This window comes from Sphingobacterium chuzhouense (assembly GCF_014692525.1).
In the GTDB taxonomy this organism is placed as follows: domain Bacteria; phylum Bacteroidota; class Bacteroidia; order Sphingobacteriales; family Sphingobacteriaceae; genus Sphingobacterium; species Sphingobacterium chuzhouense.
The window spans coordinates 971,777-997,153 of record NZ_JACNYL010000002.1 but is presented as its reverse complement, the minus strand read 5'-3'; the positions used below and the strand labels follow the sequence as shown (position 1 = coordinate 997,153).

General features: G+C 41.3%; 18 protein-coding genes. 8 read left to right on the top strand and 10 right to left on the bottom strand.

What is annotated here, in order from left to right; all coding sequences use genetic code 11:
• The first annotated feature begins 11 nt into the window (after positions 1-11).
• The 4 genes from H8B21_RS10680 (at position 12) to H8B21_RS10665 (ending at position 4,540) form a co-directional block, all read left to right on the top strand.
• On the top strand, positions 12-1,190 hold the full coding sequence (locus tag H8B21_RS10680; protein WP_190313733.1) for an IPT/TIG domain-containing protein: 1,179 nt from the start codon (positions 12-14) through the stop codon (positions 1,188-1,190).
• A gap of 38 nt (positions 1,191-1,228) precedes the next feature.
• On the top strand, positions 1,229-2,242 hold the full coding sequence (locus tag H8B21_RS10675) for a hypothetical protein (RefSeq protein ID WP_190313732.1): 1,014 nt from the start codon (positions 1,229-1,231) through the stop codon (positions 2,240-2,242).
• A 147-nt stretch (positions 2,243-2,389) separates the two neighbouring features.
• On the top strand, positions 2,390-3,277 hold the full coding sequence (locus H8B21_RS10670) for a hypothetical protein (RefSeq protein ID WP_190313731.1): 888 nt from the start codon (positions 2,390-2,392) through the stop codon (positions 3,275-3,277).
• A 174-nt stretch (positions 3,278-3,451) separates the two neighbouring features.
• On the top strand, positions 3,452-4,540 hold the full coding sequence (locus H8B21_RS10665) for a hypothetical protein (protein WP_190313730.1): 1,089 nt from the start codon (positions 3,452-3,454) through the stop codon (positions 4,538-4,540).
• A 160-nt stretch (positions 4,541-4,700) separates the two neighbouring features.
• Here H8B21_RS10665 and H8B21_RS10660 read toward each other — a convergent pair whose 3' ends face one another.
• Positions 4,701-5,387 carry a YceI family protein gene (locus tag H8B21_RS10660; protein ID WP_190313729.1) on the bottom strand — a complete coding sequence of 229 codons (687 nt, stop codon included), beginning with the start codon at positions 5,385-5,387 and terminating at the stop codon, positions 4,701-4,703.
• 144 nt (positions 5,388-5,531) lie between these two features.
• Here H8B21_RS10660 and H8B21_RS10655 point away from each other — a divergent pair, with 144 nt between their 5' ends.
• Positions 5,532-5,894 (top strand): winged helix-turn-helix transcriptional regulator, encoded by a 363-nt coding sequence (locus H8B21_RS10655; protein WP_190313728.1) that lies wholly within the window; start codon positions 5,532-5,534, stop codon positions 5,892-5,894.
• A gap of 351 nt (positions 5,895-6,245) precedes the next feature.
• On the opposite strand, the gene H8B21_RS10650 is transcribed toward H8B21_RS10655, so the two are convergent.
• The 9 genes from H8B21_RS10650 to H8B21_RS10610 all read right to left on the bottom strand — a co-directional run bounded on the left by H8B21_RS10650 (position 6,246) and on the right by H8B21_RS10610 (position 21,691).
• Positions 6,246-7,814, bottom strand: a complete 1,569-nt coding sequence (locus H8B21_RS10650) for a choice-of-anchor Q domain-containing protein (protein WP_190313727.1) — start codon at positions 7,812-7,814, stop codon at positions 6,246-6,248.
• Between the two features lie 56 nt (positions 7,815-7,870).
• Positions 7,871-9,988, bottom strand: coding sequence for a glycoside hydrolase family 20 zincin-like fold domain-containing protein (locus H8B21_RS10645; RefSeq protein ID WP_190313726.1), 2,118 nt, complete (start codon positions 9,986-9,988; stop codon positions 7,871-7,873).
• The gene (locus tag H8B21_RS10640) at positions 9,966-11,645 is read right to left on the bottom strand and encodes a glycoside hydrolase family 32 protein (RefSeq protein ID WP_190313725.1); all 1,680 of its coding nucleotides are present in this window, start codon (positions 11,643-11,645) and stop codon (positions 9,966-9,968) included. Before H8B21_RS10640 ends, H8B21_RS10645 begins: the two co-directional genes overlap by 23 nt.
• A 5-nt stretch (positions 11,646-11,650) precedes the next feature.
• On the bottom strand, positions 11,651-13,333 hold the full coding sequence (locus H8B21_RS10635) for a DUF4091 domain-containing protein (protein WP_190313724.1): 1,683 nt from the start codon (positions 13,331-13,333) through the stop codon (positions 11,651-11,653).
• Positions 13,330-14,661 carry an IPT/TIG domain-containing protein gene (locus tag H8B21_RS10630; protein ID WP_190313723.1) on the bottom strand — a complete coding sequence of 444 codons (1,332 nt, stop codon included), beginning with the start codon at positions 14,659-14,661 and terminating at the stop codon, positions 13,330-13,332. Before H8B21_RS10630 ends, H8B21_RS10635 begins: the two co-directional genes overlap by 4 nt.
• A 31-nt stretch (positions 14,662-14,692) precedes the next feature.
• Positions 14,693-16,324, bottom strand: coding sequence for a RagB/SusD family nutrient uptake outer membrane protein (locus H8B21_RS10625; protein ID WP_190313722.1), 1,632 nt, complete (start codon positions 16,322-16,324; stop codon positions 14,693-14,695).
• A 21-nt stretch (positions 16,325-16,345) separates the two neighbouring features.
• The gene (locus H8B21_RS10620; RefSeq protein WP_190313721.1) at positions 16,346-19,753 is read right to left on the bottom strand and encodes a TonB-dependent receptor; all 3,408 of its coding nucleotides are present in this window, start codon (positions 19,751-19,753) and stop codon (positions 16,346-16,348) included.
• A 151-nt stretch (positions 19,754-19,904) separates the two neighbouring features.
• Entirely contained in the window at positions 19,905-21,065 is a 1,161-nt protein-coding gene (locus H8B21_RS10615; RefSeq protein WP_190313720.1) for a FecR family protein, read from the bottom strand.
• Positions 21,066-21,127: 62 nt separating this feature from the next.
• Positions 21,128-21,691: an RNA polymerase sigma-70 factor gene (locus H8B21_RS10610; protein ID WP_190313719.1), complete on the bottom strand. Its 564-nt coding sequence runs from the start codon at positions 21,689-21,691 to the stop codon at positions 21,128-21,130.
• A gap of 316 nt (positions 21,692-22,007) precedes the next feature.
• On the opposite strand from H8B21_RS10610, the gene H8B21_RS10605 reads away from it, so the two are divergent.
• From H8B21_RS10605 to H8B21_RS10595, 3 genes are all read left to right on the top strand, one after another.
• Positions 22,008-22,589, top strand: a complete 582-nt coding sequence (locus H8B21_RS10605) for a hypothetical protein (protein WP_190313718.1) — start codon at positions 22,008-22,010, stop codon at positions 22,587-22,589.
• A 58-nt stretch (positions 22,590-22,647) separates the two neighbouring features.
• Positions 22,648-23,361: a hypothetical protein gene (locus tag H8B21_RS10600; RefSeq protein WP_190313717.1), complete on the top strand. Its 714-nt coding sequence runs from the start codon at positions 22,648-22,650 to the stop codon at positions 23,359-23,361.
• Positions 23,362-23,631: 270 nt separating this feature from the next.
• Positions 23,632-25,269: an ABC-F family ATP-binding cassette domain-containing protein gene (locus H8B21_RS10595; protein WP_190313716.1), complete on the top strand. Its 1,638-nt coding sequence runs from the start codon at positions 23,632-23,634 to the stop codon at positions 25,267-25,269.
• Positions 25,270-25,377 lie beyond the last annotated feature (108 nt).

The following is a 25,377-nucleotide window of genomic DNA, read 5'->3' as shown; positions in this document are numbered from 1 at the left end:
AAAATAAGCAAATGAAGAAACTACATATATCAGTTATCATCCTCATTTCGATCTTGACACATGCATGCAAAGATACGTACGACAATGAACCGAAAAGAGGTATAGAAATATTTTCCATCTCTCCCGAGCAAGGCAAGGTGAGAGATATTATTACCATCAAAGGAAAGAATTTCAAGCCTATCAATACGAACGTAGTTCTATTCGCTGACAATATTCCAGGTCGGATCGTCTCGTTTAGTGAGAACGAAATTCAAGTCATGGTACCGGATAGCGGCGTTGTAACCGGCCCATTAAAAGTTCGGGTTGGCGTAAATGAGATCGCTACCTCGGCACAGACATTCACCATAGACAAATCTTTACCGGTTATATTTTCAGTCTCGCCAAATTACGGCTTGGCTGGAACGGAAATTACGATAAAAGGAGCCAATTTTATCGAAACAGGTAATAAAGTATACTTTGATATGGTAGCAGCTAATATAATCAAGGAAGACGAGTATAACATTACGGTAGAGTTGCCACAGGGACTTCCGGATGGCGAAGTGGATCTGGTGGTCGAAAGTAATGGCGCAAAATCAGAAGCTTCCAAATTTGAGGTTGGTATTATCTTCCGTGATAATTTTAACAGAGTAAACAGTTCCTGGATTAATAGGGACGGTATACAGGAAGATTTAGGAGTGGGTTGGGCTGTCGTCAATGGTGAGTTTCAGATACAGGATGGACGTTTTAATTCCCGATCTAACGGTGTCGCCTTTTACCGTGCAAACGGTGCAGAGATGATTAGCGGAGACGGCAATACGTTTAGATTGTCTATGGATTACAGAATACGCGTGGCGGCAGGCTCCGTATTTGCCGGCATTATGTTCAATGCACAAGACAACGATCGTTTTTACGTGCTGCGTATGAACGGGGATGGCCTGATACAGTTTTTGGCAACAGCAGATGGTGGGGTTAACTGGCCGGGTGTCTTCTTTTCTGAAATGGCTCCACTACCTGGAGCGCAGACCTATCAAATAGAGGTGTATTCAGATACGCCTGGAACATTCCAGTTTAAAGTGAGCAACACCGCCGGAAATGTTTTGTTTGATAAAACTGTTTCTGATCCGTCCGCACGTTACACAGGTGGTTACGCCGGTGTATGGGGGTTGGGAGATCATAGTGATTACGATAACTTCTCGTTATTACTTAAATAATTAGGGTGAACATTTTTTATAAAACTTACGAGATAATTATGAAATATTGGAAAGCTTCTTTGTACACATTGCTATTGTTATGTAGCTACGCCTGTTCAACGCAAGACCCCTCTTTTGATAAGGATGAAGAGGTGGTGCCGCCGGAAGAAGAGCAGAAAGAATATGAAGATTTATTTACGGATTCGAAATATCTGCGAGGCTTCAAGGTAGGTTCGACAGATGAGTCCAACGGGCAGGCACAAGGATATTTGAATTATAATGAGGTTGCCACAGGGACGCCTGTTTGGCTCATTGCGCAGTGGAATTGCATTAACAACGATATACTTCGTTCTACTTATACCGGATCAGGATCAACCCATGAATACAAAACAGAAGGTGGGAACAGCATCAACGTCAACACCCAAACAGGAGTTATCATTTTGGATTTAAACACGGTCTCTGAATATGGTAAAAACGGTATAGCGAGCAATCCACGTAAAGCAAACGAGCCTTGGCCCACCATGTTACTGGAGTATGGGCTTACCGAGCAAGAGATACTTAAAGTTTCCGACAAACAGGAAATACGTATGGCCGTTGATTTTAACGTGTTGAAAACTGAAGATAAAATGCCGACGGGATCTACGGATCCCGGCTTACATACTGCACAGTTCCAGTGGTTCATCACGGTTCAGAATAGGAATTTGTCGTCACCGGATTTTGGTCGGTATATCTGGTTCGGGTTAAATCTTTACGATAAGAGGTTTGACTTTGCACCATTGTACGCTGCTGAAGATGGCGGTAAAGAACAAAATACAGGAGCATTTATATATATGCCTGATATGCGAGATATTATGGGGCAACAGGGAAAAACCGAGATCGGAAAAACCATGCGAGTTGACTATGATGTGTTGCCGGTGATAAAAAAAGCTTTTGCGCTTGCCCAACAACGAAAATATCTTATCCATACCAGTTGGGAAGAACTATATATTGGGGCTTCAAATATTGGCTGGGAAGTTCCTGGAACTTATAATACTGCCGTTCAGATCAATTCTTTCAATGTAAAGTATCGGTAATTTGCTCCCTGACGATAAATAAATCTGATTATACTTATCACCTCACTTGATGTTGGTTTGTAAGAATGCCACGAATCTGTTAGGAGGGGGTAAAATTACCGAATTTCAGCTATTGTACTATTTCTATATTTTCATTTATTTTGAAGCATGAAGAGATTTTATCTGCTATTCTCCATGTTGGTGTCTTTTGCGACGTATGGGCAGCAAGATAAGCCTGCAGCTTATGAAGTATCTGAACAATACAATCTGTGGAACATACAAAAAGGAGATACTGCCTATGTTTTCGCTGATGTTGCGTATGTTCGAGATTATCCCGATACGTATGGAGTTCTGTTAGATTCGTTAACGCATGGTACCATGCTGATCATCACGAGTAATGGTTACAATGAGCGTACTATTCGCGGATATGAGGCTCCTTGGCACGAAGTTCAATATGAAAAAAATGGCCATATAAAAAATGGATTTATTTGGTTAGGATTGCTAGCTTTAGGACGTCACGTCGACGCTAAAGATAACCAGTTCATCCATGGGTTATTACGCTATGAGAAACCTTCAGAATATAGTGGGAATACATATATCTGTGAGGTAAAGTATTTGACGCCAGATAATAAGTTAATCGGCAAAGGCCATTATCCGGTATATAGGAATGGTCAAACATATACAGAAAGCAAACTTTTGCCCAATATGGGTTTAGAAGGAATACAATTCATTCATCGAGTTGGTTTCCATGGTGAAGCCTGTGGAATCCCAACTACTCACTATTATCTCGGTTGGAACGGACAAAATTTTGTCGATATGCTTTCTAAGAGTTCCGTAAGTGATGCAGGTGTAAGTTATTATGAAGAGAAAATACTATTTCCTTCCGAGCATAATTTAGATCACACGCTAATAATTAAAGATATTGTGGAGGGAGAAGTGATTGATTATGAGGCCGAGGATCTGCAATATTCGGAAATTAGACGTCGAGAAAAGTATTTGTGGGACGGCAAACACATTAGCCAAATTCTTGAGATGGCGCCTATAGGCGCTGAGTAACGTCATCGTTGATCGCACCAGCACCCCGACGATATCCATCTAATGGATTAAATTCGGATGTAGATACTTTGTAGATGAAGGTTTTTCTTCGTAAAGCCACTTACATTATACCTTTGCTAATTATACACAAAGCCGACTATTTGCAATATACATCTGTCGGTTTAAAAGCTAAAAATGGATAAGAGATTTATTATTACGGTATGTTGTTTGCTTGGTTTAGCTATTGTTTTTCAAGCATGTAAAAAAGGCAGCGATGAAGAAGAAGATGAAGTAGAAGAACATCAGATAGTGGACTGGGCAGATGTTTATTTTATCGCTTTTTCCATGGAAGACAATACAGGGGTGCCTAGCTATTTTAGGAATAATAAGGCTTTTCCGTTAGAAATCACTACAGGTGCGCAGTTTATTCCTTCCGATATTACAGTAGCGTCGGACGACGTATATGTCATCGGTATCGAAAATAAGGAGCCATCTGTTTCTGATTTCCCACCCAAAGCATTATTATGGAAGAACGGTAAACGGTCGGAATTGCGTACTCCGGAAACCAAACATGAAGAGGCTACTTCTGTATTCATTAGTGGAACGGATGTTTATGTCGCGGGATCGTATATTCCTATGGACGGTGAGAAGAGGATTGGAGTTGTTTGGAAAAACGGAGACACCTTTATGGTCACCGATGGAAAAGAATCTACTACCTTTGCGGATATTTTTGTATCGGGCAATGATGTATACACAGTCGGTCATGAGAATAAAAAAGGAGGAATTGTATCCAAATATTGGAAGAACGGTAAAGCAGTGACGCTGTCCACCGAGGACGTTACTACCTACGCCAAGAGTATAGCGGTTGATGGTGCCGATATTTATATTTTGGGATATGTAGATAATTTATCGACAGAAGGTAGAAGCCTCAAATTGTGGAAAAATGGGAAAGCGGATAAACTGATTAGTGGCCGGTCTGTGATTAGAGGAGGTAAGGTGGTGGTCGACAAGGGAGATGTCTACGCGTGCGGGTATGAACAGGTGGGGAGTAAATATGAACCGAGATTTTTTAAAAACAGTGTACAGCAGCCTCTGGACGATTTCAACAGTGGGCATACTTATGCTGTTGATCTTCAGGTCAATCAAGGTAATACACTTGTTTTAGGAAGTATGAATACTGATCAAACCGTTAAATCCGTTTTATGGATGAATGGGCAACCCGTTAATCTCTATGATCTGGAAAATGATATTTCGTTACTGGGATTTGATATTGCGCCGTTTTAAAGTGAAGAGTGCACGGCGAATCGTGGGGGATAGGATGGAAGGCTTAACCATCATTGTGCTGCAAAAAAAATGTGAAAGTAAACAGGCAGGCATCTGACACATGCCTGCCTGTTCACTTTCACATAGATGGATTTTTGTCTTGGATTTATATAGTGAAGAGCTATAGTTGTTTTTTAGCGATGATATCAAATTCCAAGTCAACCTCTTGTGAAATCATCCAATCCTTAGGATCACCATCTGTTCCGTAAGTAAGACCCCAATCCTGTCTATTAATGCTGAATTTCGATTGTACAGTTACTTCGTTTTCATTGATGGATACTTTAGCTGGGAAAGAGATATTCACCGTTTTTTCCTTAATGGTTAGATTACCGCTAATAACGTTTGTCGCATCCGCTAGTACACTTTTATCCTTTGCAGGATCAAAAGGCCTTACAGATGTGATGTCTAACTTCGCTGTAGGGTATTTTTCAACTTCGAAAAAATCCTCATTTTTCAAATGTCCATCTAAATCTGCAGCTGTCTTTCCGCCTGTTTTCGCTACATCTACAGCATCGTCATCCGTGCGCAAAGAATTCATGTCGATAGTGAATTTACCACTCGCAATTGCATCATTTTCCAATGTCAGGCTTCCTTCGCTTTCCAGTGTTCCAAACCGTGGATCGAAACCACCTTTATGATATGCTTTCCATTTTATGGAGCTGCTCGCACGATCAAGATGAAATACCGTGCCTTTTTCCGTCGCAATTTCCTGCGCTGTTGATGTCTGTACTTTGTCTGCGTTGGAATTACCTCCACAAGCCGCTAATGCTAACGCGGCAACGATTGTTAAAGCTGATAATTTTCTCATTTTTTATTTAACTGTTATTGATGTCTGAATAGCGTTGCAAAAATAATATAAGGTCGGTTTAAAAAATGCATTAGTTACCAATTGGAAACTAGTTTCCAATTGGTAACTAAACTTCATTTGTTTATTTTTGAAAAAAACTCCAGTATGATAAAGAGGAAAGCGGTTAAGAAATCGTTAGAATGTAAGGTTAGAATAACGGCGATAACAGACACGATGCAAGTCTTATCGGGTAAATGGAAAATTCATATCCTCGGAACACTTTTACAAGGCGGTAAAATGCGATTTATGGATCTTTTGCGAGAGATTGATGGTATTGCCGCCAAAATGCTTTCCAAAGAATTGCAAGATTTAGAAATGAACCAGCTCGTAACGAGGACTGTCGTCGATACAAAACCAATAACTGTCGAATACGAAGTCACGGAATATGGAAAAACGATGGAACCAATCATAGATGAAATCGCAAATTGGGGTGTTTTCTATAGAAATAGGTTGCATGGTAAGGACTGATTTACGTGAATTGCCAGAATGAATCCGAATTTTCCGTTTCGGGAATACCCAAATCCTTAGAGCTTCTTTCATACCGACCTACTTTTTCCATCCTATGTACAGGTAGATACAGATATGTATAAGGAGAAAGAGGCTGATTAAGTTGATATAATTCCGGTTTATGTTTTCATTGCGCTGCATGAAATACAGATTTGTGTTTGCGACGGTCGCATTCATCTCATGCCATACCACATTTAGGACAGATCGCCGTCTCCTCTGTTCGGGTTAATGACGAGTTTTTGGAGATGGCGACCTAAATAAACGCATATGGCGGTAATGTCCAGCATATTAAGCGACAAAATTATTTTCTTATCACTGGTATTCAAACGCACCCATATCTATTGTCGAGATATAACGTGGAAGGCCCAAGAAATCAATGTTCCCTGCGGAAGTGGTATGGCTATTGGTACCAGCATTAATGGCTGGCGAACTTATTTGTAAACTAAAATCGGGCGGATACGCGCCCAAATTATTAAACATGGGATTTCCAAAAAGACCGTTGCTGTCTCCACCGCTGTTGCTGTTCCAGCTCGTCAATGAATTGTATATATTACCGTTCCAGAACCAACGTGTTATACTTCCAGTGGTATAGTATAAATTAAAATCGATTCCGTTAAATGACCCTGAATTGTCATTCTTACGGATGAATGTTCCCATATCGGGACGGCTCACCAAGATATTATTGTGGATCTCGTTATAATGACAATTTGCGTTGATACGGATCTCACCAACTTGTTCGCCATAATAACCCAATTCCCCGGCATTATGGTATAATGTATTATTCAATACCAGGCTGCTCCGCGTTCCGCCGGTTGGATAATTAGCGTAGCCACCAATATAAATCCCTTCAGCTCTGTTGTTATAAATCAGATTATTACGGACAATACAATATGCTGTAGGAAAGCCATCGTTTTCGCTTACTAAACCGATTCCCCGATCGCTATCCCAGATTTTATTTCGTTCAACAGTAATATTTCTAGCGCCATCAATATATATTCCAATCGTACCTGCAGCTTGCAACAACACAGGCACCTGACCTGTCTTACCATTAATATTCCAGATTTTGTTTTGCGTAACAAGTCCATTTCTAGCGTAATCTACGCTTGTTGTTCCGTTTGCGCCATAGCCACCCGCGATACAAATAGCAATATTCTCCGCATCGTAAATTTCATTGTTTTGGATTATAAATCCATCGACGAAACCATTAACTGTTAGGTTTTCACTCGTGCCTGTTCTATTATCATGTATTATATTGTTGGCGATAAGAATGTCGGTCATTGCTGTAGCACCATTTCCTTTAAAATGAATGGCATGTGCCTCTCTACCGATGGATGGAGAAGCATTATTGTGAATATGATGAACATGATTATTGGTTACTTCGATATGGGAAGATGAACCTTCGACCAATATCCCATCAAGCATCTTGCCCCCATCAGATGTACTAAAATGAGCGATTTCCATTCCATTAATACGGATCCAATCTACCGAAGAAAGTTTGATTAGTGCATCGTGGCCACTTGATGCAAGACCATTGCCGCTGATGAGCGCGTTTTCACCAGCATAAGAAGTCAACGTTATATAGGCATTGGTCGATCCCGACCTTGGAAAGTTTAGTTTTTCAAAGTAGATGCCTTCACGGACAATGATGGAGTCACCAGCTTCAGCTAATGTTAGTGCGTAAGCGATACTTTTTAAAGGATCCGAAATAAGACCGCTATTACTATCATCTCCTTCGTTGGAAACGTAATATTTTTGGCCTGAAACGCTAACGGCTTTAGCGCTTTCATTGAACATGGTGTATTGCTCACATGAGCTGAGCAAAACAAGTAAAAACAAACTAAATGAATTTACGCTGTTGTTTTTTTTCTTACTTATTTTCATACGTTTAAAAATTGATTTAAGCGCTCTGCGCTCAATTAAGTTGATTAATAAGACAATTAGTCCTCTTTTAGAGATAGCCATTCCCTGATCTTGAAGAGAAATTCGAGTTCGTAAACGTGCATCCAATCATCATTTTTGGTTCCATTGGCCAAATGATGATGAAAATTTGTATCTAAGATGTAATCATCAGGGTTACCTCGAAACCTAACTTCATAGAAGACCTCAGAAAAAGCTGCCCGGATATGATCATATCGGTCTAAGAGATTTTCAATTTCCTTTATTGCCAAAAGGCGTCCTGCATCATTTTTTGCCCGATCATATTTTTCTAGAGCTACTAGTAATAAAGCGGGAAAAACATGCAAATCATTGATCTGATTGAACACCGCTAGTGTAAATTGGTTACGAGTCGCATGTGCTTGTAAGTTATGTATTTTTTCTCTTATCTCACTGTATGTCAAGATACAGTTTTTTGCATTACTTAAACGTTCCCTGTGTAATTCAGACCAAGTGCCATCACCAAAAAAATCGGAAATAGCAAGGAGTTCGGTTTCCATGCTGTCTACGGGGTATTTGTACCGATGTCCTTTCATCAACAAGGCAGTATCCCAAAATGCTACTGATTTTTCGAGTTGATCTTGGAAAGTATATCCATTATTATGAATGTTTAAACCATAAAATCTATAATTAAAAAGAGAATCAGCTAGTTCAGCATTGATTTCCTGATAATTCCAATTCAATGCTGCAAAATAATATAGCCCGCGCCATACGGTTTCAAAATGAGGAGATGAATCATCCCAAACGGTACATAGCATTTCTTCCAGGTTGTTCTCTTTCGCTATTTTCGCGAATTCTTTAATAGCTTTGAAATTAGACTGATCTCTAGGCATCATCGGCGCTACCTGTTGCGCCGCTGTAGCACCCATTACTCTTAAATTATTATCGCGATACCATGAAATGGCTCGATCGTTCCCATAAGTCCATGGTGTACTATAATTCCAACGCATAAAGATACATTCTGGCGGGAATAAAGCGATATTATCCTGTAGAGCATTTATGTTCTTGTCCCAAATTGCCTTCGCGGAATCCAAAGGAATGTGGTCATCGTAGGTAGTCTCATATAATCCTTTAAGCTTAAATACCATATCGTCCCAAAAAATGGGAACACGGCCTTTGTCGACGATATACTTCGATACTTTTCTTAACCAGTGCATCTGTAGTTCGAAGGCTGTCATTTTAGAGCTTTTAGACAGTTCGGATTGTCCCAGTGTCCCAACCTCGTCTCCTCCTATATGAACGTAATCGCCGTAAGGAGTAGCCTCGATAGCATCATCATACAGTGCGAACAAAACCTCATAAGTTCCGGAATCCAAGGGGGAAAATACCCAATCTGATGAAGGATCCTCGCGCAAATGGCTGTATGTGGGATGTTTTAAGATAAACGAGGCGTGTCCTAGCCCTTGTACAAGAGGACTTATTTTAATAAAGCGTTCTTGGGCGTATCGACTCAAAGAAGCGAAATCTGCGATTGGAATAGCGTGAGACGCCCCCGCCAAAGGCACCCGTTGGTATTTCAGTTTATCTTCAAATTCTAAAATTACAGCATTGACTTTCATCTCTGATAGACGATCAATCACACTGTAATAGTAGGATATATCGTCCAAATGATGTTTAAGATCAATGTGAACAGCTCTACGTTTTATGTCTGGATAGTCTACGATATTACAAGCTGGTATGGGAATATGTTGCTCGTTCATATCCAGCAACATTTGATTTAAAGTTTGAGCTCCATAAAAAAGACCTGCTCTTTCTTTCGCTCTTATGGTTATTACGTTATTTGAAATTTCCATAACATATCCTTCCGTCTCTACGGGCAGCTTTAAATTTAAGTCTATAATGAATCGAATTGTACCCTTGCTTACTCTCTTTACCACGGGTAAATCCGTCATAGTTTCAGGTAATACAAGTGGTTGTGTATCTTTCTCATACAGAACACTATTGGGACTGCTAGTCAAGCCTATGCCTGTGTGGATGTTTACTTCTTGAGGCATGGGGAAAAGACGAAGGCCTTTAGATAATGGAGTCGCGTAAGTACCAGTTGTTGCAATAATGTAGGTAATCAATATAATGAAGATAAATCTTACCAATAATAGATTACCAGATAGCAGATAATTCATAAACATCAAATTTTAAGCAGGCCATCTCTTCACTAGATACATGAAATGCGTACTGCGGAGTAGAAGAATTTGTATTTTTATTAATAGGGATGTAGAACTCCCCATCCTGGGCAAAGATTTCGATACCGACTCGATCGAGAAATAACCTGAGTTTCAACAAGCCATCTTGCAAAGGAATGGTGTTTACTACATCATCGACTTCAAAACGGCCTGTATAAACGTCATAATTGATTTCGATACCATTCATCTTCATTAAAAAAGAACTTTTAGGACTAGGTTGTAACACCATATCTATTTCAAGTAATCTCGGTTGTAAGTCAAGTAATGGATTGATTGACAAAGAATCGAAAGTATCGCGCCTGCAATCATACTTTTTTGTTCGTAAACTTTCCAGTTCCTGTACCGGCGTACGTGTTACAACAAACTTTGCTCCTCGCTGCTGCAGAGACAGAGACATAGGCAGGCTCATGGACTGATTAAAGGTCATTCCATCGAGATCTGTATGGGTGTGTCGCCAACCCATTTCTATACGTCTGCCCTTTGGATCATTGTTGAACAACTGTGCTGCATAATAACCACGGCCGTGGTTTCCTTGTATACGTTCGTAAAGTGGGTAAAACGTTGTACCGTCAAAATCTCCTATTGCATATACGCCATTAACTGCAGAAAGGACCCACTTGATGTTACTGGAATCGGCACCTAGTGGAAGTTCGTAAAGTTCTGGGCATTCGTAGAGATATCTATCTTCACCGATTCCGCCGTTTACGATACTGACCTGACGCCAGTTTAGAAGGTTGTCAGATTGGAAAAAATAGATAGCATGCTGTTCATCAGCTTCCGTCACATACAATGTCATCACCCATTTCTGCGATGCCTCGTGCCAGATCACCTTCGGATCACGATTCCCAGGCACGATTGATGGCATAGCGACACCAGGCAACTTTGTAAATGTACGACCATCGAGGGAATACGCAATGCCCTGTTCCCAAGTGCCTTCCGCACATGTGTAAAACAATAGTAGGGGAGGGTCATCAATTGTGCCAAGTCCGCTACTATTGTGCGTATCTACGATGGCGCTTCCAGAAAACATGGTGCCGCGCTCATCAGGATAAAGCGCGATATCAAGTTCCTTCCAATGTACCAAATCCGTGCTTACAGCATGTCCCCAATGCATGTTTCCCCAACGAAGACCATAAGGATTATGTTGAAAAAAGAGGTGGTATTCCCCTTTATAATAAACTAGACCATTGGGATCGTTAAGCCAGCCTCTTTTAGGCGAGAAGTGGTATTGTGCTCTATGGCGCTCCATATAAAGATCGGCGTTAAACAAAGGTGTATCAACCTGCGTAACTAGTTTGCAAAAAGATGAATCCGAAATTATGGTATCTAGATGCATATCGACCTCCTTCCCTAGCCAGGGGCGAAGATCAACGTAGGTATACCAATCCGCTTGATCAAAACCGAACTCGATATCAAAAAAACGGATTGTTTTCTCCTGCGCCTGCATAACGACGTTCCGCTTAGGCGCGCCATTTTTAACAGGCAGTTTTAACCATCCCTTCTCCAGCTTGAAAACGCTGTATGTTGATTGTTTTTCTGTCTGCTGGGCACATACTAGGAAAGGGACGAAGAATAATAAAATAAAGGTATATTTCATACTTCCTATCCATTCATTATCAAATCTGCCATTTGCTTTTTCACTGTCAGATAAAACTGAACATCGTCGCTAAATCGCTTCATTGAAGGTGCAATCTTGGCAGCCCATTGTTGGGCTTGCGTCTTACCGTATTTTTTTTCCAATAATACGTAGTACTCATATTCTTCCAGACCCTTCCGAATGTTTTCCATCCGTAGGCTACTAATAGGTCCATCTACTCCAGGATAGAGGAGGATTCCATCGCCATGTAGCCATTTGTATTCATCTGTTGGTGTTGTAATGGATAGATTTAATTTAAGATCAGCATTTCTAGCGATGACTTTCGGATAAGACCAACCGATTTTGTTATACTGATTGACTCCCCAGTATAGAAAACCATCAAAGCGCTCGTGATAGGCCATGGCACTTAGCAGCACGCGAGTATCCAAAAGCGGGTTTTCAATACGCCAGTTGGGCATGGGGTGATAGGGTTGCAGCGATATATATCCCCACACTTTCTTACCGGCGGCCCGGATCTGATCGGCGAAATTATTATTATAGATATCATCGGTGATGTGGAGCACGAGGATATCGATCCCCAGTTCCTCCAAAAGCGCGGCTGAATGGATATGCATAGATGTCGTTGCGATAGGTATCTGTGGGTAAATAGCCTTGATATGCTGGTGCACCTTTTTCATGGTTTCAAAATGTGCGTCATCATTTTCGTCAAATCCATAAAAAACGCCGTTACCTTGTGCTGCTTTGCCGGAATTGATCATGGCGTCAATATATGGCCTGTTGGCTTCAAATCTAGCTATCAGTTCATCGGCACTAGCATCACGATCTTCCCAAGTCGATGTAATCGGGTAAATTACAAAACCGTTCATGCGGTCGATGAGTGTATTGTATTCTTGCGGTTGTATCTTGAGCTGACCTTCTCGTCCCGATAGGTCAATATACATATCAGTGGGCGATATCCTATTGATCGCTAGAAAATTAAACCACCTTTTTCGCAGTGTCTCATCGAAATTGGGATATACTTTGTCTAGATAGTCTAAAGACAAAGAAAAAAGAGAAGGTAAACTTGACCTATCGGGAAGTTCGAAACCAAACACCTCTAAGTTGACATTAATCTTCTCGATTTGCTTTCCGATTCGAACCGAGATTTCCCCCGTATAGATACCTGCGGTAGCACCTTTAGGAATAGGGCAGTCCACCCAAATCACATTAGATATATTACGTTGTACAGTAGGAGTATCCCTTTGGAGGAGTGGATCTGGATACCAACCCGGTAACAAAGTTCCGACATCTTGTGGCGCAGGATGACCGTCAAACGTCGAAACATATACATAACCTACCTGTCGCCATGTTAATCCGTCTATATGATGTGCGTTGCTTGTCAAGGTTCCTAATTCTATCGCCACATCATCTGTCGACTGTTCCCCACGTATCACAATCTGAAAGCTCTCTATTTCGTTCGCTGCACCGGCCAATTGTATTGTGTGCCCTGCTGTTAATATTTCCTCCGGAAGTACCTTTATGGAGCTGTGTACTACAGAAATGATGTGACCTTTTTTTTCTTCTGTTGGCGCGGGAATCGGGTGGTTGTCTTCTTTGCACGATAACGCATTGCCACTCAGGAATAGAACTCCTGATCCAAAAAGTGCGCTGGTCTGGATAAATCTCCGCCTGTTTATTTCTTTTTTCATAGTACCTCCTCCCTTTTAGCTTTACGAATACAGTGGTTATTCGCATCTACGATATAAACACTGCCATCAGAGCCTATCGTGACACCCGTGGGGTTGTTTAAAAGAGCTTCTGCTTGCAGTCCATCTACAAAACCTGGTTCCCCTGTCCCAAAAAAGGTACTTACATCCCAAGTTCTTGGTTTGATCACCCGGATACACTGGTTGGTGTGATTCCCACCATCACCATACCATGGCCCGCCATACGGCCCTGAATCTCCAGCAATATAAAGTTCCCCAGTCGTCGGATGCCAAGCAATGCCCCATGGACGGTCAAACTTGGCGCTCGTTCCTGCGCCATCTTCATACCCTGCAACACCTGCTATACCTGCTATGATTGTTGTCTCCATCGGTGAGCCGTTAAATGCTTTTAAGTCGACCCGATGAACAACCGAACTGCCCGTCTCAACAATATATAACCATCCCTGTGCATCGATCGTTATGCCACCAACCCAGCCTAATCCCGATACCACCGGATCCAAGTTGCCATTTCCAAGCACCTGATACACGGCACCGTTTGTAAGTGACGCTGCATAGATATTGTTGTTCCTGGGGTCAATGGCTGTACAGACAATATCACCAACTCCAGTCAATGTCGTAACATCTCCGCTGGGTGTTATTTTCCTCAGCTTCGCGTTCCAAGTATCCGAAACGTATAGATTTTTATCCTTGTCTATACTGACGTGGAAGGGGGTATCAAACTTCGCATTGGAGGCGTTTCCATCTATATAGCCTGCTGCACCCGGTGTGCCTGCGACGGTGGAGACTTGGCCTTCAGGTGTTATCTTACGGATACAATGGTTTCCGGCATCGGCTACATAGACATTCCCGTCGGTATCCACTGTCAGCCCCGGCGCGCGTACAAAATTAAACTGTGCAGTATTGCCTTCACCATCTTGAAATCCTGCACTACCATTGCCTGCGAGTGTTTCCAATCGCCAGCGGTAAACCGGCGGATATTTGAACGGAACATCGCTTTTCGCGGTTTGATCACCTATGTGGACCTCAACCAAACCTGTACCGACTCCCGGGGGTACAATAAGTAAAATTCGTTCCATGTTCGCTCCCGTAATCCGGGCTTTAGCGCCATTTATGTATACGGAAATCTGCGTTGTATCCAACGAAAAATTATTTCCAAAGATCATCATCTCCGTACCCTCGTCTCCCTCTAGTGGGATAAACCGTGATAACTCCATATTGGCAGAAGGATTGTGCCCAATGTTGTCCGTATCTTTGCAGGCCCAGAAAGACATGCAAAGGAATATATATGTTAATCGTACTATAGTTTTCATAACCTAATAAATTATAATAAGTATATCCGTATTAGTTGTATTCTGGGTTCTGTACCAGAGCATGATTTCTATTCATCTCGCTTTGTGGAATGGGAAACAGGTCATACGTGTTTTTATAAAATCTATTTTCTACTTTAAATCGTTGATAGTTATATGCATTTCCACTTTTGGTAATTTTCATGCCGTGGACTTCTTTCATGACCTGTTCACCTATCTTCCATCTTCTGATATCCCAAAAACGGTGGGATTCGAAAGCCAATTCTACCCGTCTTTCGTTCCGAATCCTTGTGCGCATCTGGTCCTTAGAAAGTCCGGCTGGCAGTGCCGGCATACCAACCCTCGCGCGTACGGCGTCGATTGCCTGATAAACTGATTGATCTGGAGCAGGTAACGCCTCATTTTTCGCTTCAGCATAGTTCAATAAAATCTCTGCATACCGTATAAAAACAAAGAAATGACTGCCTGGCCGCCATATGGGAGTGATACTTCCATTTTCGTCCAGTGTTTTTGCTAAATAATAACCTGTTCTGGTGTAATTGTCTCCATTCCCGTTAATGCCATCTAAGCCACCCTCAAATGTTTCTATTGGTACGCCACGCCAAGTCAACTCGTTATGGATGATGGTCATTTTAAAACGTGGATCTCTGTTGTCATACGGCCTCTCGGGGTCATACATTGACGATTCGCTTATACTGTGCCCGTCTTGCATTTCGAACGCATCGACTAGTTCTTGACTGGGTGTTACGATTGCAAAACCGCCTTGGCTTGGCATCAAGTTATTACGAAGCTGATCTTCGTAGTTTGCCGTATATTGAAAGATCGTTTCAGAAGAGGTTCTATTGTGCAATACATCTTTAAATGATTGATGCAGATTATATACGCCAAGTTTCATGACTTCTTGGGCAGCGGTAGCCGCTTTTTCCCAGCGCGACAGATCATTAGCTGAATTATGGAGAGCACTTGCAAAATAAAGTAACATCCTTGACTTTAAAGCTAATGCGGCACCTTTAGTTGCACGTCCTATGTCCTTAGTTGTATAAACGTCTGGCAGTAGGGCAGCAGCTCTATCACAGTCTTCCGAAATAAAGCTGATGATATCCGATGCGCTTGCTCTAGGAATATTTAGGTCGTCGCTGACTTGCAAAACGCGGTCGATCAATGGAACGGCACCGTATCTCTTGAACAGTTCAGCATAGAACCACGCCCGGAGAAAATACGCTTCCCCCTTCATGCGCACTTTACCGGTTTCCTCTTCCTGATTGCTGACGGGTAGTTGGTCAATCTTTTCCAAAAACATATTGACCCGTCGTAGAGCTGCATACGAATCAGCCCATTGATCAATAGGGTTATTGGCTGGTGTAAGCGTACCGTCGTACACAAACTTTGGACTGGGCCAATACCGATACGCACTATAACCGTTGTCGGTAGCACCATCATACGAAAACGACCATAAGCCGCCTCCGACCCAATCAATTTTTAATCCGCTACCATAAACCTGCGCTAAAAAACGTTCCGTTTGCCTATAATTGCCAAATACTTCTTCCTCAGACATTCCACCAGATTCCGCCTTATCTAAATAGGAATCGAATTTATTGCAGCTTGAAAGGAAAGCGATCCATAAAAACACCGTTACCTTTATGCTATTTTTAATGAAAATATTCATGTTGATATGCTATTTAGTTGATTAGAAATTCACGGATAAACCGAAATTGTATATTTTTTGTTGCGGATAGTTGTTTCCACTTCCACTTCGCATCTCGGGATCATACGACCCCCCAACTTTATCCCATGTAAAAAGGTTCATTCCGTTTGCGTATAGCCTTATCGAGTTAAATTGTTTGTCGTTAAACAGTTTGACTCGTTTGAATGTATAACCGATCTCCGCATTCTTTAACCTAACATAGGATGCATCTTTGAGGAAAAAAGAAGAAGGTCTATGATTATTATTATTGAAGCCATAATGGAGTACGGGATAGGTGGCTGAGCCCGCCGTTTCGGGCGTCCATCTTCCGAGATGGTGTGCGAGCACATTTCGTCCTTCCACAAACTCATAAGCCGCTTGGTCGCTCAGCAAAATGTTAAACCCATCTGCACCCTGAAATAGACAACTGGCATCAAAGCCCTTCCAATTAATGCCGAGATAGATGCCGTAGAAAACTTCCGGCACATCGCTTTTACCTATCGGGCCTGCATCATTTTGATCGATGATGTCGTCGCCATTTAGATCCACATATCGTAAATCACCCGGAATCACCTGACCGAACTGCTGCGGATGATTATCTATTTCCTCCCTGCTATTAAAAAAACCGTCAGATTTTAAGCCAAAGAACTGGCCAATCGGGTTGCCGGTAATACTTAGATAAGGAAAAGGTTTTGGTTCTTCGTCCATGAAAATGATTTTATTCCGAGCAAAAGAAATATTTCCTTTCACGAAGTACGAAAATTCACCAATGGCCTTACGGTGGCTTAATTCTGCCTCAAAACCTTTGTTTTCCGTTTTTCCAAAATTCACAGGAGCTAAATTTCCCCCCGGGATGCCTATAATACTGGGTACAGAGCCTCTTGTAATGAGGATGTCGTTTCGTTTTTCATGAAAGAAATCTAGGTTAAGCTCAAATAGGTCATGTAGAAACTTCGTTTCGATACCGATATTGGTTTTCTTGGCGACCTCCCACGATACGTCCGGATTAGAGATTGCTCCCTCACCAACGCCGCTAAGCCATACCAATGGGTCGCCAAAGTTGTATCCAGAAAAATCATTAAACTCCGAAATAAACAACCATCGCCTGCCATTGAGCTGGTCATTTCCCGTTAGACCGTATGACCCTCTCAACTTTAAGAAAGTGAGCACGGGATTCTCGCGCATAAATGATTCTTCGGACACGACCCAACCAGCGGATATCGCTGGAAAAAATCCATATCGGTTATTCTTAGCAAAATTGTCGGTACCATTAAATCCCGCATTGAATTCTGTGAAATACTTATTTTGATAATTGTATGTCAGCCTCGATACAATACCTTGCGAAACATACGGGATTTCACCACCTAACACCTTTTGTGTACGGTTTGCTAGCAGCAGGCCGGTAAAAGTATGCTTGTCGAAAGTACGGGCATAATTTATCGAAATATCCATCCAGATGTCCCGGTTTTGACTGAACGAGGATGATGGAGCTGTTAAAGGCAGATCTTCCTGCGTATACGAATAGCTATCTAAGTCCGTGTATTCCCCCGTGCCGTTGTAGTAGGCAGCACGCTCGCTACGCGTTCTTCTAAATCGATTTCTAAAATAGCCGTCAAAAGAATAATTACCTTTTATAGATAAACCTTCCGTAATGAAATCCAGCTTTCTGGACGCAGAGAGCATCCCAGAGAGTGACGAATTAAAGTTCTGCGAATAACCTTGCGTGTTAAGCCAATAGAAGGGATTCAACAATCCAGGGGTTTGTGCATAAAATCCCGTTGGGTATTTTATCGGAAACGCGTTGGGCGTTACTTTCTGTAACATATCGAAAAGTTCTGCAGCCGTTGGAATAGGATAGTTACCATTTTCGATTGCACCGAATAGATTAAGCGACATATTAAAATCATCGTCAAAATCAACATCCACATTTGATCGGAAGTTGTAACGTTTAAACGAAACATTCGGGTCGTATTTCGGCTGTTTCTCTGATTTATAGATACCATCCTGATCGGTATATCCGATATTAACAAAATACCTGGTCTTGGGACTGCCGCCGCTGATATTAAAATTTGTCTGAGACAATCGCGAATTTTTTAATGCCTCGTCCATCCAATTGACGTTCGGGTATTTCAGCGGATTGATGCCTGTTCTATACGCCTCTAATGCAATCTCCCCGTAAGGGATCAGAATACCCTCCGGATTATCGTTGCGGTAGGCTTCATTAGACAAAAGAGCGTATTCGTACGACCCTAAAATCTGGGGCAGCCTTGTCGCGCTTTGGACCGCTGTCTGGGAAGAAACTTGTATCTGCGGCTTGCCCGCAACACCCCTTCGTGTAGTAATGATGATCACACCGTTTGCTCCTTTTACCCCATATAAAGCCGTAGCTGACGCATCTTTCAGAATGGTGATATTTTCAATTTCGTTTACATCTAATAAATTAATAGCACTGTAGTCTTTTTGAACACCATCGATAGTCACAAGGGGAGCTACGCTATTGAAAGTTGAACGTCCCCTAATCAATAGATCGGAGTTATCGTAGCCTGGCTCACCACTCCTTTGTATGGTGATCAGACCAGGTAATCTCCCTGCTAAAGCGTTGGTTACATTTGCTACCGGGCTCTGTTTGAGGTCTTTGGTTGAAATCGAAGCTAAAGATCCGGTTTGTGCAATTTTCTTTTGTGATTGTCCAAATCCCAAGACAACAACCTCCTCAAGGTCAGCAATATCAGGTACTAACATGACGGTCATTTGTTCTTCAGATGTGATAGATTGTACATGTTCCCGATAACCTACTACCGAAAAGGATAACCGTTCGCCGAGTTTTGCCATGATCTTAAACTCTCCCTTACTATCCGTTGAGGTACCACGTTCACTTCCCAACACCCTTACAGATACACCGGAAATAGGATTGCGTAGTGAATCGGTGACCGCCCCCACGATTTCATATTGCTTACTTTTTGCAGAACTTAACTCTTCCCGCTGGGGTACGGTGGGAGTTGGCCGAGATTTATGTCTAATGACTATAATCTTATCGTGAAGCGAATAGCTGTATGGTTGATTGGCGAAGATCCGATCCAGTGTATTCACCAGGGTCTCATTTTCCACCTGTATATTTACGGGAATCTGTTCTTTTAAATCCTTCTTGTTGTAAAAGAAGGTATATCCCGATTGTTGTTCCACCTTCTTTAATATTTTCTCTAAACTCGCATTGCGTTCCCGCAAATGGAGCCGTTGGCCATAGACTCCAGCGTGAAGCTGCATACACATACCCAACAAGATGGCGATAATGATTTTCATTCTCATAATACCGTATAATTGTTCATTAGATACCTTCGTCTGTAAGAATAGCGGCTTTAAGCGATATCTATACTGCACAAGGTATGGCTTGAATTTTACATTAAAATTCATAGTTTTGTTATGTTTTGGTTTATAATTTATCACACAATAAGTTTCCTTCATTTCTGATGAAGGGGTCATGGCCGAGACGTTATTCCAGATGTGTTCTAGCACATCTGGTTTTTTCTCTAATTTTTTGTAAGGCTAAGTCATTTTTTTAGATTTAATAAACAATTAATTTCCGATTCTCTATCTTAAATTGGACACCCGTAGTCTTTAATACATCTAGGGCTGTCTCTAATGGTGTATTTCTGGGGATCTTACCTATAAACTGATATTCCCTAACCGGCGCTTGGTATGCAATTTCGATGTCGTACCATCGGGAAAATTCCGCAAGTATGGTGGGTAAGCTGGCATCCTGAAAGTAGAACATACCATCTTTCCAGGCAATTACCTGGTCAACTTGAATAGGCGCCACGCTTAGTTTGTTATTGCTGCTTTCGAACAATGCCTGTTGTCCTGGGTAGAGCCGCATTTTCGACTCATTGGAATGTGTGCCGACATTAATTAATCCCTCCACCAATGTGGTCGCTATCCGTCCGTCGTCATAGGCATTGATATTAAATTTTGTACCTAGCACTTCAACAACCTGATTGCCTGTATGGACCAAGAATGGTATTCGTTTACCCATCGCTGTCTTCTTGTTGATCTCAAAAAACGCTTCCCCCTGCAGCAAGGTTACCTCTCTCTTGTTGTCCGTAAAGCGTATCGGATATTTCATGGAAGATGCCGCATTTAAACGGACGTCCGACCCATCAGGAAGCGTCAATCTATACTCGCCCCCACGTGGGGTACTAATGGTGTTGTATACGGTTGTGTGGTTGTCTCTTGCCACTGGGGAGTAGCTATATCTCAGGTGTCCATTTTCATCTTTTTGGATAATAATATCGCCATCGTAAACTTTGACACCAACTGCTATCGTATCCAATAGTATTTGGCTATTATCAGACAGCGTTAAAATTGCTTTCGGACTGCCAGGCTCAATCACACTTACCATCGAATCATCAGCGAGTTCTGTGTATTGGTAAACGACCAAGGATATGGAAAAGATGATCAGTACTGCTGCAGCTACGCGCGTCCAGATTGTTGTTGTACGAGGTCGTTTGGCTGGCGTCATCTGACCTTCCGCTGCTAAACGCTGCCTAATATTGTTTAATATCTGGGTTCTAAGCTCCTCCGTATCGCGAGCGTACGATGGAGGCACTGGAATATCTTTTTCGGGAACGTTGGAGAACCACGCAGAAAATTTATCCTTTTCCTCTTCCGTGATGGTGCCGTCAATCCATTTCGAAGCGAGGTATTCATAATATTGTTGCTTTTCCATTTAGGGCGCTTTTCATACTATGTACCCGATGGACGAAATATCCCTTAGTCTATTTTGAAAAATTATAAAAGTAAATGAAAGAAGTGGGCCAAACGGGAGCGTAAATGCTTTAGTGCCTTACTTAAATGGGCTTCAACGGTCTTTTCAGAAATTTGTAATTCGTCTGCAATTTGCTTTTGGCTATGACCTTTTTCTCTACTAAGTTGAAAAACTAAACGACATTTCTCTGGCAGTTCGAGGGTATATTTATCTAACTGCTCTTTCAGCTCATTGAAAAAAATATGTTCTTGAGTCGAATTATCAGCTATATTGGACTGGAGCAAGGTGTTAATATAGCTTTTTTGTTTATAGTGCTTGTCCAGAACTTTTATAACCCTATATTTTACAGAAATAACCAAGTAGCTCGCTAAGCTTACCTGAATCTGCAAAGTTTCTCGTCTTAACCATAAGCTAAAGAAAATATCCTGAACAATCTCCTCTGCAGTTTCTAAAGAATTGACCTTATACATGGCTAATGTATAAAGCTTTTGCCAATACCTATCATAAATCACGGTAAACGCAGCTTCATCACTATTTTTCAACAGAGATAATAGCTTCTCGTCGGACATTTGTTGTAATAGTGACATTGCAAATCTTATTCGAATCGGTTATTTTAGACTAATATACAAATTCATTTAACCTTCGAAGAAATTTGTAACAGTAAAATTAATTCGACCTCTTATGCAACATGGCCGGATTCGATTCTATCCATTGGTAATATTCATTAAATATTTCGTCACCCTCGTTAATAGATATTATCAACGTTGTTTAAAAAAAACAGAGCCTTTTTCTTCGGGATGTAATCCATCTTTAAATGGAGCAATTTTTTTGATAATAATTATATTTAACTATTTCAATAATGATTTATTTTTGTACTTTTGCGGATCAAATTATATATCCAAAATGAAAAGCTATTTTCTTACATCACTTTTGTTGATGGCCTTTACCGGTATAACTCTTGCTCAATCAGCGGGGGAAGCTGAAGCCAAAGTGGAGAAGCACCAATTTGCTTGTAATATCCTTATAAACGTATCCTACGAAAAGGGTATTAGCAATAAAACAACGCTGCGCTTTTCGGGTCCTATAGCAGGAAGTGTTTTATACACTAAAACCTCCATAACAATTAATGATTATCACTATGAAGAATCGGAATGGGGATATGCAATCCGGCCAGCTCTTGATGTGCAAATCAGGCATTACTATAATTTAAACAAAAGGCTCCAGAAAGGGAAAAAAGTTGCACGTAACTCGGGAAATTATATAGCTGGAGTTGTTGGAGCAGCCGGTCCTTCTATAGCCAAAAGTGATAATTTATATGTGCCTGACTTTACCTTACTGTTAGGAGCGATATGGGGTATACAGCGTAATTACGGAGAGCGTTTTATGATGAACGTCAACATCGGTCCCGGTGTAAATTTTTATGATAGCAAAAGCGAATTTGCTCCGATCGGTGGCGTAACACTTGGTTTTAGATTAGGGAAGTAAAACTCCCTAAGCTCAAACTTCACTACATCACCCTGCTTGATAGTTATAGATATCAATTATGAAAATGAAAAAACATACTCTATTGCAGATTTTTATACTTGCACTCTTTTTAGCATGTTCTAAGAATGAGCCTAAATCATTCGAGTATTGGGATGATTTGGCAAATAAAAAGCGTGCTGAGATTACGGCTTTGACACAATCTATTCCGTGTTCAAATATTGAAGAATTTGATATCGTTTCAACAGGGGGGAACTATTACCCCGTTCATTTATCAATTATTGAAAAATTCGCCAGAATTAAATTAGAGCTAGAAGATATTCTAAGAGAACGAGAGATCGCAGGTTCTAGAGAAGGTTTCGCATGGGCGAGGGAGGAATCTTTATTACCGAATCCACCTGTTAGAAAAGTTTGTCAGAATAGTAAACCTTTACTAATATACTCACATGACCTCTCACTTGAAGAAGTTAATTTAGAGCTTCCAATTTGGTATGAAGAGATAAAGACTTTCTACGAAAACGTTTCTTGCAACGACGCAAATCAGTGGACTGGCCGTTATATTTTGTTTCAAAATTGTAGTATTGAAGCTTTTGCTGTTCATAAAACAGTGGGAAAAGAAGAGATGGATAATAAATTAGATGTTTACAACATGTTAATGGTGAGAAAGATGTCTTTGGAAAAAACAAAATGCGAATCCGGATTTCCCTCTGAAAAACTCGTTAAGAATCAGCCGGTAATATGTGAAGCTGGGAAGCCAGTAGTTATTGAAAATTGAAAGGAATGCATACTTTATTTCTATACAAATGCATGCTTATTGCGAAACTTTCAGTGGTCAAGGTGTCGGCGAAGAGCTTGTCACGGCAGATGTTCACTATGCCAGAGCTAGGCTGATACTTCGTAGCGAACTGTTTTGGATACAAAAAAACAAATTACTAAAATGGATAAGTATATCAGGACAGTCAGGCAAAGCATTTCCCAAAGTTTAATAGGCAGAACACATTATATTGCTGTATCTTTGCGGCTGTTTTTTTAATAGACACATATCGTGATAGACGTAAATAATATCTCCGTATCCTTTGGCGGAACAACCCTTTTCAGTGATGTATCGTTTTCCATCAATGAAAATGACAAGATAGCCCTGATGGGAAAGAATGGTGCAGGAAAATCCACCTTACTAAAAATCATTGCCGGCGTAGGGAAACCCACTACCGGCCATATCAGCGGACCGAAGGAAGCGGTGATCGCTTACCTCCCTCAACACCTGTTGACCGAGGATAATATGACGGTTTTTGAGGAGACCTCTAAAGCTTTTGATGAAGTCTACCAGATGCGTGACGAACTTGAAGCGCTCAATGAACAACTAAACATCCGTACCGATTATGAATCGGACGAGTACATGAAGTTAATTGAGCAGGTTTCCGAGCTAAGCGAAAAGTTCTATTCCATCGAAGAAACCAACTATGATGCAGAAGTTGAAAAAGTATTAAAAGGCTTGGGTTTTGAACGGCGGGATTTTAGCCGTCAGACAGCTGAGTTTTCTGGTGGTTGGCGTATGCGTATAGAACTCGCCAAAATTCTGTTGAAAAAGCCCGATTTAATACTTCTTGATGAGCCTACCAACCACATGGATATAGAAAGTATCGAGTGGCTGGAGGATTTTCTGGTCAATTCGGCCAAAGCTGTTATCGTCATCTCCCATGACCGTGCATTTGTTGATCATATCACGAACCGCACGATCGAGGTAACAATGGGGCGTATTTACGACTATAAAGCAAAATACTCTCACTACCTGCAGTTGCGTCAAGAACGACGTCAGCATCAACTGAAGGCTTACGAAGAACAACAACGTTTTATTGCCGATACGCAAGAATTTATAGATCGTTTTAAAGGCACTTATTCCAAAACATTGCAGGTGCAGTCCCGCGTTAAGATGTTGGAAAAACTGGATATCATCGAAGTGGACGAGGTAGATACCTCCGCGCTACGTTTAAAATTCCCGCCATCTCCCCGTTCGGGACAATATCCTGTCATCGTTGAAGAACTTACCAAAGCCTACGGAGAGCATGTCGTTTTCGAAAAAACCTCGATGGTTATCGAACGTGGAGAGAAAGTAGCTTTCGTCGGTAAAAATGGAGAGGGTAAATCCACCATGATTAAAGCGATCATGGGTGAAATTGATTACGAAGGCTCTCTAAAAGTAGGGCATAATGCCCAAATCGGGTATTTTGCACAAAATCAGGCATCGTTGCTGGATGAAGAACTTACCGTGTTCGAAACCATTGACCAAATTGCCGTAGGTGACGTACGTGTCAAAATCAAAGATCTCCTGGGTGCATTCATGTTTAGCGGAGACGATACGACCAAAAAGGTGAAGGTACTCTCCGGAGGAGAAAAAACACGTCTGGCTATGATCAAGCTATTGTTAGAACCTGTGAATGTGCTCATCCTTGATGAGCCTACCAATCACCTGGACATGAAAACCAAAGATATCATTAAAGATGCCCTGCAAGAATTTGATGGTACGCTGATTTTGGTATCGCACGATAGAGACTTCCTTGATGGATTGGCAACGAAAGTTTTCGAGTTTGGCAACAAGCGCGTAAGAGAGCACTTTGAAGATATCAAAGGCTTCTTGGAATATAAGAAAATGAATACCCTTAATGATATAGAAAGGGTAGGATAGCACTGCACATCCCTCCGCAACATATGATAAGGAAATAGAAAATTTTATTTAAGTATTATAATTGAACAAAATGAAATTTCTTATCTTTCTATGATTGTACATGAATCT